The following is an 8,434-nucleotide window of genomic DNA, read 5'->3' as shown; positions in this document are numbered from 1 at the left end:
CACGCCGTCCGCAGCGCCGGCTTTGCAGGGCTGGCGCCGTGCGGTAAAGGCTCGTACGGCGTAGCTGGCACAGTGGCAACAGTCAGGTATTCAGCGCAAAAGTAAAGCGCTGGAGTTCATCCGCCAGTGTCGCGCCTGCCATCCACCCCGGAAAATGCCCGCCAACTGGATGCTCGTTGCGATAGACCAGCCGGTGAGCCCGTTCGATCCAGCGACTGGGTGGAGGCGGGAAGAAGCCGCCGCCGAAGCCGGAGTACCCGGTAGGGACCATGCAGCGTTCGCCGCCAGCCAGCGCTTGCGGCTCGTGGCGGTCGGCCCAGTAGATCCAAGCGGCGGAGCCCAGGCTGCCGGTTAACCAGTAGCTGGATGCCAGGGTCAGGATTGCCGACTGGAGTCGCTCGGGATCCTGCTGCGCGGCCGGGCCGGACCACTGGTGCAGCTTTTCGGCGATCCATGCCAGCACGAATGCGGGCGAGTCGGCCAGCCCCACCGACAGCGTGGATGGCCGGCTGGCCTGTAGTTCGCGGTAACCTCCATCCACCGCAAGCCGCTTCTGGGTGTTGCGAATCCAGGAGCGCTCGGCGTCGTCAAGCGGGTCAGACGCGTCGATATCCGGCTTCAGTCCCATCATCGTCAAGTGCAGGCCCGCAACCCGCTCCGGTGCGTCGACCGCCAGCCAGCTGGAGACCACGGCGCCCCAGTCACCGCCGTGAGCAATCACTGGGCCGAGTTCAAGCCCTTCGTCAATCAGCAGCCGCCACAGGCGAGCGATATCCCGGGCATGCATTGGCCTGGACGGCGCCGACGACCAGCCGAACCCGGGCAGCGAGGGGGCCACCAGCGTAGGGATTCCCCCGCTGCCGGCATGGCGCTCCCGCGCCCGCAACTGCTCGATGACCGGAATGTACTCGACTGACAGGCTTGGCCAGCCATGCGTCATGAGAATGGGCCGAGCATGACCGGTTCCGCCGGCAACGAAAGCATGTACGTGCAGCGTGCCGAATCCTTCCGTCTCCACTTCGAAGAACACGGAAGGCACAGCGTTCAGCGCCTTTTCCAGCAGGGCGAAGCCGTCCCCGGCCTCCCACCGGGCACACAGGGCGCGCAGCCATTCCTGGTCCACGCCGAAGGACCACCCCGCGCCTGGGCTGGCCACCGGCCAGCCGGTGACGCGCAAGCGCGCCCGCAACGCCTCCAGGCGCGCTGCCGGCACCGTGAGCGCAGAGGAATACCGTCTGATGATTCTCACATCTCTCTCCCTGTCTCGGCATGCAGCCGCAGCAGCTGCTTGCCGGTGTTGCGGCCCTCGAACACGCGTGTGATCGCCTGCAGTGCATGCTCGATCCCGTCGACGATATCGACACGCTGGCGCAGCGCTCCGGAACGATGCCAGTCCCAGAGCCGCTGCTCCGCCGTGGCAAACTGAGACTCATAGTCGAAATAGACGAATCCGCGCATGGTGGCGCGCTGCCCGATCAGCGCAAGGTAGTTGGCTGGTCCAACCGGCTTGCGTGCGTTGTATTGCGAAATGCCACCGCAAAGCACGATGCGTGCACCGGTATTGATGCGCTTCAGCGCCGCATCGAGCACCGGGCCACCGACGTTGTCGAAGTAGATATCGATGCCCTGCCCGCACAGGGCCTTCAGCCGCTGGTCGACATCGCCGCCGGTGTAGTCAACCACCTCATGAGCGCCGTCGCCGAGCACCGCTTCGCGGCGCCCGGAACTCGCCACTCCAATCACGTGGCATCCGGCCAGACGCCCCAACTGCACGACAGCGGAGCCCACCGAGCCCGCCGCTGCCGACACCACAAGCGTATCTCCGGGGGCCGGACGGCCAAGGTCGAACAAACCGAAGTACGCGGTAATTCCCGCCAGGCCGCAAGTGCCGAGCGCAACCTCATCCGGGATATCGTCTGGAATGCGGCGCACGCCGACACCTTCCGTAAGCCCGTCCGACAGCGCATGCTCGCGCAAGCCGAACAGGCCGGTAACCCGGGTGCCTTCCGGAAAATCCGCGTGGCGAGATGCGATTACCACGCCGGCCGCGATCGCCCGCATCGGCTGGCCGAGCGCGACCGGCGGGATGTAGGAGCGCAGTGGGCTCATCCATCCTCGCATGGCAGGATCAATCGACACGGTGGTCACGCGAACCAGGAACTGCCCCCGGCCCGGCGTGTCGATCTGGCTGTCTTGAAGCACAAGATCCGCGGATGAGACCGCTCCTTCTGGCCGGCGCTCCAGGCGCCACTCTCGATTTCGCATCATGGTCACCGATGAAGGAAGACAGGTTTGCGCCGGTCGGCGAAAGCGCGCATGGCTTCCTTTTGGTCATCCAGCGCAAAGGTTGCGTGGAGAAGGCGACGCTCGAAGCGAAGGCCGCCACTGAGGCCCGTATCGAAGGCGGTGTTGACGCTTTCCTTGATCATCTCGACAATGGGTAGCGAGTATCCGGCGATGCGCGCCGCCATTTCCAGGGCTGTCCGGATATGGTCGCCGGCCGGAACCAGGATCGAGACGATGCCGATGCGCTCCGCCTCATCCGCGCCAAGCAGCCGCCCTGTCAGGCAGAGCTCCATCGCTTTCGCCTTGCCAATGGAGCGGGCCAGTCGCTGAGTGCCGCCGCCGCCGGGGATGGTCCCAACCGAAACTTCCGGCTGCCCGAAGCGGGCGCTAGCGTCGGCCACCACAATATCGCTCATCAGCGCAAACTCACAGCCGCCACCGATGGCGTAGCCGGCAACCGCCGCGATGACGGGCTTGCGGCAATAGGACAGCACTTCCCAATCACGGCTGACGAAGTTCCGCACATAGGCTTCGGCGAACGTCTTCTCGGTCATCTCCTTGATATCGGCGCCCACGCTGAAGCAGGATTCGCCGCCCGTAACGACGATCGCACCGATTTCCGGGTCTTCGTCGAGGGCGCTCACAATGCGGCTAAGCTCGAGAACCAACGCTTCGTTCAGCGCGTTCTTTGCTTCGGGCCGGTTTAACGTGACCAGCCCGACGCGTCCGATTCGCTCAGACAATACCAATGACATCTTTGCTCCTCCTGGGTTTCCTTGTCTTACTCGGCGGCAAGCCGTGAATCGAGTTCCTGATCGTCCATCGCGTAACCCATGCGCTGGTCATAGTCCGGCTGAACGTCGTCGACCCACTCGAGGCCGGCCTCCAGAATGCGTTTCCTGACGAGCTCAAGGTACTGTGCCTGGCACGCCTCAGGCCGCAGGATCTTCAGGCCCATGTCGTAGTAGCGCTCGAAGTTGGCAGACTGCGTTTCCCCCGCCAGGGAAGGACGGCCGTACATACCCATCCCCATCGCCAGGAACTTCGGAACACGCCGTTGCAGCCGCTCCCACGCTTGCGAGCCGCCGAATTCGATCGCGCGCTTGACGGCCCACAGGCCAAAGCCCATGTGCCCCACCTCCTCACGCGCGATCCGTTCCGAGGCACGGGCCCATGGGAGGTAAGAGCATTTGGTGTACTGCCCCAGGAAGATCACCGCGCCGGGCGTCGCGACGCACGACATCATCGCCACGTCTTCCCAGCACTGGAACTGGTCGCGCCAGTAAGACCGGCGAAATCCGTTAATCACGTTGACCCGCGCCGGGTCGGGGTTCTCCGGATGGTCGCGCAGTTCCGCAAGCCTGGGCTTTACGTCGATACCGAGGTCTTCCAGCACGGTCCACAAATAGAAGGCATGACCGTATTCCTCCATGGTCTTCTTGGCGAGCCGATAGGCCTCCTCCGGCCGCGGCGCGAAGCAGAGGTTCTCGCCGACCCGTTGGGCGCCGGCATACTCGGAATCCGCCTGGAAGCTGAGCAAATGGACCAAGGCTTTCCTGTAGTCAGAAGGAAGGGTATCTCCCTTGTCGTAGTACTTCATCTTGTTCTCCTGTTGAAAAAAGGGGGGCAGATCGCAGATCTACTGCGCGTTGCCTGTCGGATTGGCAGACTGGGTTCGGGCCGGGGGGAGAGCGGATTGGTGCCAGGCTCGGACACTCTGGCGTCAAGCCGAAGACGCCAGAATCGCGGAGCACATGCCACCTGCCGCGTTACAGCTGGTCAGCCACACGTACCCAGCGACCGCCATGCACCTGCTGCAGGATCAGTTGGCGGGTACCGGTGTGCTTGCCTTGACCGAAGCCGAGGAGCGGGCCGCCGAACGGATCGCGATACGCCTGGATGGATTCCATGGCAGCGATAAGCTTGTCCACGGTGAGATCCCGGCCGGCCTTCTCCAGCGCCTGCACCAGCAGATCCGCACCGATGTAGCTCATCTGCGAGGCAATGTTCGGCCGGCTCTTGAAGCGGGCGATGTACTGTGCGGCCCAGTCGCGGGTTGCCACGAGCGGCGCGTCCGGATAGGCTGGGTCAAACGCCGACATCGCGTAGAGGCCTTCGGTCGCTCCGTTCGGAGCCTCGGAGACATTGAGATCGAAGGAAGTCAGCGCCCCGAGGAAATCGACGTCCCATCCCATCCGCCGCGCCGCCGCGTAGGGCAGGATCGTATCCCGGATCACCGTGCCAAGAACCACAAGATCGCAGCCAGCGCCTTTCAGTTTCGCTATCGCGGCATTGAAGTCGGTCTCGGTTGGCGCATGCGCGGTAATAGCTTTCGGTGCGCTACCGAGACCCTTAAGGGTGTCCCGTACCGCATCGGCAATTTCGCGGCCATAGTCGGTGTCCTGGTACATCAGGCAGATCGCCTTTCTGCCCCGGCTTCGCGCGAAGTAGCGCACCCCCGCCTGGATCTGCGCGTAATAAGTTGGATAGGTCTGGAAGACCAATCGCTGCGGCGGCTCCAGGATCGAGCGCGCGAACGAGAACGGAAACAAGTTCGGCACGCCTGCCTGCAACTGCTGGGGCATCGCGGCATTGATCATCGGTGTTCCTACAGCGCCGATGATCGCGAAGACCTGATCCCGCTGAATCAGCTTGGCGACGGCCTGCACCGCGCGCGGCACCTGGTAGCCGTGGTCTTCGACCACCAGGCGAAGGCGGCGCCCGTGGATACCGCCTCTCGCATTGACCTCATCGAAGCGCAGACGCATGGCATTCGCGCTGGCGCTTCCCCAGGATGCACCGATGCCGCTGAGATCACTGTAGCTGCCCAGCACGATCTCCTTGTCCGATACACCTCTTACCTGCGCCATTCCGACGCATGGGAGCAATGCGCAGAGCGCGAGCCACCGTACAACGAGGCCTCTTGGGTTCATCTGTCTCCTCCTATCGATGTGCTCGATTTTGTAATACAAAACTAAGATACACGGTAGATGATTTTGTATTACATTGCAAGGACTCAGTGAACCACGAAATCTCACTTCTGGCGGGCACCCACGTCCTCGCAGGCACCTGGTCCTGCATTGCGGGCTGGACAGCGCTGAGGCTGGCCCGCCGAGTCAACCTAGGAAGGGAAGAATGAAGAACGGAATGACACCCTATGCAACCCCGCTTGAAGCGCTCGAATTTGCCGTTGCCGCCGCGGCGGACGGCAGTCCACGACTGGCAGTAAAGGAAGACCTGGATTGGGAGACGTTCCAGGGCATCCTTGCGGCAAACGCCCGCCTGACTGAAGAAATCTTGCTGCCGTTGAGCCGCCATGCGGACACCACGCATCCGGTGCTGCACCCCGATGGCGAGGTCACCACCTCCGAATCGGCGCGTAGCGCGTACAAGCAATTCATCGACGGTGGCTGGCCGGGCGTCCCCCTGCCCGTTGAGCTTGGCGGGTTGGGACTTACGCGCCTGGCGTGGGCGCCTCTTGCCGAAATGTGGAATGCAGCCAATCCCGCCTTCGCGCTGTGCCCGGTGGGCAACGTCGGCGCGGTCGACGCGCTGCTCGCCTCCGCGGAGGCCAGCATCATCGAACGGTATGCGCCGAAGATGGTGGCGGGAACATGGCCGGGCACCATGAACATCACCGAGCCTCAAGCGGGCTCGGATCTATCGCTGATCCGCGCGAGGGCCATCCCGGACGCCGGCCGGGGTCCCGGGCATTACAAGATTTTTGGGCAGAAGATCTTCATCACCTTTGGCGAGCACGACCTCGCCGAGAACATCGTCCACCTGGTGCTTGCCCGTTTGCCGGATGCGCCTGCAGGTGTAAAAGGCCTGTCCTTGTTCCTCGTGCCGAAGTTCCTGGTCGGCAGCGGCGGGGAGATCGGCGAGCGAAACGATGTCAAATGCGTAGCGCTGGAGAACAAGCTCGGCATTCACGGTAGCCCTACAGCAGTGATGGTCTACGGCGAGATGGGCGGGGCCCACGGCCTGTTGATCGGCGAAGAGAATCAGGGCCTCAATGCGATGTTCGTGATGATGAATCTGGCGCGCTTCAGTCTCGGCCTGCAGGGAACGGGCATAGCCGAACGTGCCTGCCAGGCGGCGTTTTCCTACGCTGCCACCCGCATCCAGGGGCGCCATACAGCATCCGGCGGGAAAGCGGTCGCGATCATCCGTCATCCGGGAGTCAGGCGCTCGCTGCTGAATCTGAAGGCCAATACCCATGCCGCACGCAATCTGACCTACTACAGCGCGTCGCTGATTGATGTGCTCGGCTCCTCCGCGTCAGCCGCTGAACGGCAGGAGGCGCAGCGCTTGCTCAGTTTCCTGACCCCCATCGTAAAGGGCTGGGTTTCGGAAATGGCGGTCAATTCAACCAATGCCGCGCTGCAGATCTTCGGCGGGGCCGGATACATCGAGGAGACAGGCGTAGCGCAGCTCGTACGCGATGCACGCATCACCACCATCTACGAGGGGACCACCACCATACAGGCGAACGACCTGGTGCACCGCAAGGTGATAGGAGACAAGGGAGCGGTATTCGCACTGATGGCCAAAAAGGTAAGGGATACCGCCTTGCGGCTGCAAGCTTCGCCAGCGCCGCGCCTGTGCCGTGCCGGCGCCCAGCTTGCCGTGGCGCTCTCGCAGGTTGCCGCGGCCACGGACTGGATCGTCAGCCAGGGCGAGGATCGGATCGAGAGCGTGCTCGCGGTGGCCGAAACCTATCTTGAGGCCTGCGGCAGGCTCTTTGGCGGCTGGCGCCTGCTTCATGCCGCGTCCCTCGCCCAAGGCGGCGCTGCGTTTCGGTGCTCGCCCTCGCTGACCGACGAGCTGGAAGCCTGCTCTTCCTACTTTGCCGACTGGCAGCTGAGTCAGGTCGATGGCCTGAGCTCGGCAGTCATGCAGGCCGGCGCCAGCGTGAAAGATGCGGGCTTCCTCTTCGAGGAAGCCGTCCACAGACTCGACCCTGCAGCATGAAGCCGACCGCGGCAGACCGCCAGCCTCAACGTCGTTGATACCGATCCTCCCCAAGGAAACGAAGCACATGGCCCTTCCCTCTATCTTGCAGAATCTGGCGTTGCCCGTTATGGCTTCGCCCATGTTCATCGTCAGCTATCCGGAGCTGGTCCTCGCGCAATGCAAGGCTGGCATCGTCGGCGCTTTTCCGACCCTCAATGCACGCCACCCGGAGTTGCTCGACGAGTGGCTCACCCGCATCGCCGAGGAACTGAGCGCCTTCAGGGCGGCGAACCCTGGACAGCCTGTCGGGCCGCTGGCGGTCAACCAGATCGTGCACCAGTCGAATACCAGGCTGGAGCGTGACGTGCGTGTCTGCATAGACCACAAGGTGCCGATCTTCATCACCAGCTTGCAGGCACCGGTAAAGGAGATCCTTGACGCGGTGCACAGCTACGGGGGCATCGTCCTGCACGATGTCATCAGCGTGCGCCATGCGCGCAAGGCGCTGGAAGCCGGAGTGGATGGCCTCATCGTGGTGGCTGCCGGCGCCGGCGGCCATGCGGGGACCCTGTCCCCCTTCGCGCTGGTCGGCGAGGTCCGAAAATTCTTCGACGGTCCGCTAGTGCTGTCGGGTGCGATTGCCAACGGTGAGGCCATCCTCGCCGCGCGCGCAATGGGTGCCGATCTCGCGTACATTGGCACGCGCTTCATTGCCTCGCAGGAGAGCAACGCCGCCGAGGGCTACAAGCAGGCCATCGTACAGGCCAGTGCTGCCGATATCGTCTACACCAACCTGTTCTCCGGCGTACACGGCAACTATATGCGGCAGAGCATTCTGAACGCAGGGCTGGACCCGGACAACCTGCCGCTATCCGACAAGAGCAAGATGGATCTCTCCGGCGGCGCGAGCAAGGTCAAGGCATGGAAGGATATCTGGGGGGCTGGACAGGGCGTTGGGTTGATGGATGACATTCAGCCGGCAGCCCAGATTGTTGCGCAACTGCGGGCCGAGTATCATGCCGCGCGCCACCGGCTGCTGGCGCAAGACGCTTGACAAGCCTTCGGCACCTTACCGCATCGACGACAGTGCGGCCCGCACATGGGCCGCACTCGTGGCGCCATATTGCGCTATGCCGTACGAGCCTTTACCGCACGGCGCCGGCCCTGCAAAGCCGGCGCTGCGGACGGCGTG

The 8,434-nt window shown here is 63.6% G+C and carries 7 protein-coding genes; 2 read left to right on the top strand and 5 right to left on the bottom strand.

What is annotated here, in order from left to right; genetic code table 11:
• Nucleotides 1-82: 82 nt before the first annotated feature.
• The 5 genes from CF68_RS34780 to CF68_RS34760 form a co-directional block, all read right to left on the bottom strand.
• Nucleotides 83-1,249, bottom strand: a complete 1,167-nt coding sequence (locus CF68_RS34780) for an epoxide hydrolase family protein (protein ID WP_161786895.1) — start codon at nucleotides 1,247-1,249, stop codon at nucleotides 83-85.
• Nucleotides 1,246-2,265, bottom strand: coding sequence for an NADP-dependent oxidoreductase (locus tag CF68_RS34775; protein WP_035828134.1), 1,020 nt, complete (start codon nucleotides 2,263-2,265; stop codon nucleotides 1,246-1,248). Before CF68_RS34775 ends, CF68_RS34780 begins: the two co-directional genes overlap by 4 nt.
• Before the next feature lie 5 nt (nucleotides 2,266-2,270).
• Nucleotides 2,271-3,041, bottom strand: coding sequence for an enoyl-CoA hydratase-related protein (locus tag CF68_RS34770; protein WP_035828126.1), 771 nt, complete (start codon nucleotides 3,039-3,041; stop codon nucleotides 2,271-2,273).
• A gap of 26 nt (nucleotides 3,042-3,067) precedes the next feature.
• Nucleotides 3,068-3,886 carry a Phenylacetic acid catabolic protein gene (locus CF68_RS34765; RefSeq protein ID WP_035828124.1) on the bottom strand — a complete coding sequence of 273 codons (819 nt, stop codon included), beginning with the start codon at nucleotides 3,884-3,886 and terminating at the stop codon, nucleotides 3,068-3,070.
• A 169-nt stretch (nucleotides 3,887-4,055) separates the two neighbouring features.
• Nucleotides 4,056-5,156 carry an ABC transporter substrate-binding protein gene (locus tag CF68_RS34760; protein WP_051591827.1) on the bottom strand — a complete coding sequence of 367 codons (1,101 nt, stop codon included), beginning with the start codon at nucleotides 5,154-5,156 and terminating at the stop codon, nucleotides 4,056-4,058.
• Between the two features lie 265 nt (nucleotides 5,157-5,421).
• Here CF68_RS34760 and CF68_RS34755 point away from each other — a divergent pair, with 265 nt between their 5' ends.
• Entirely contained in the window at nucleotides 5,422-7,260 is a 1,839-nt protein-coding gene (locus tag CF68_RS34755; protein WP_051591826.1) for an acyl-CoA dehydrogenase, read from the top strand.
• A 67-nt stretch (nucleotides 7,261-7,327) separates the two neighbouring features.
• Nucleotides 7,328-8,296: a nitronate monooxygenase family protein gene (locus CF68_RS34750; protein ID WP_035828120.1), complete on the top strand. Its 969-nt coding sequence runs from the start codon at nucleotides 7,328-7,330 to the stop codon at nucleotides 8,294-8,296.
• Nucleotides 8,297-8,434: the final 138 nt, after the last annotated feature.

This window comes from Cupriavidus sp. SK-4 (assembly GCF_000611125.1).
GTDB classification, from domain to species: domain Bacteria; phylum Pseudomonadota; class Gammaproteobacteria; order Burkholderiales; family Burkholderiaceae; genus Cupriavidus; species Cupriavidus necator.
The sequence above is the reverse complement of the archived record's forward strand: the minus strand, read 5'-3'. Positions and strand labels throughout refer to the sequence as shown.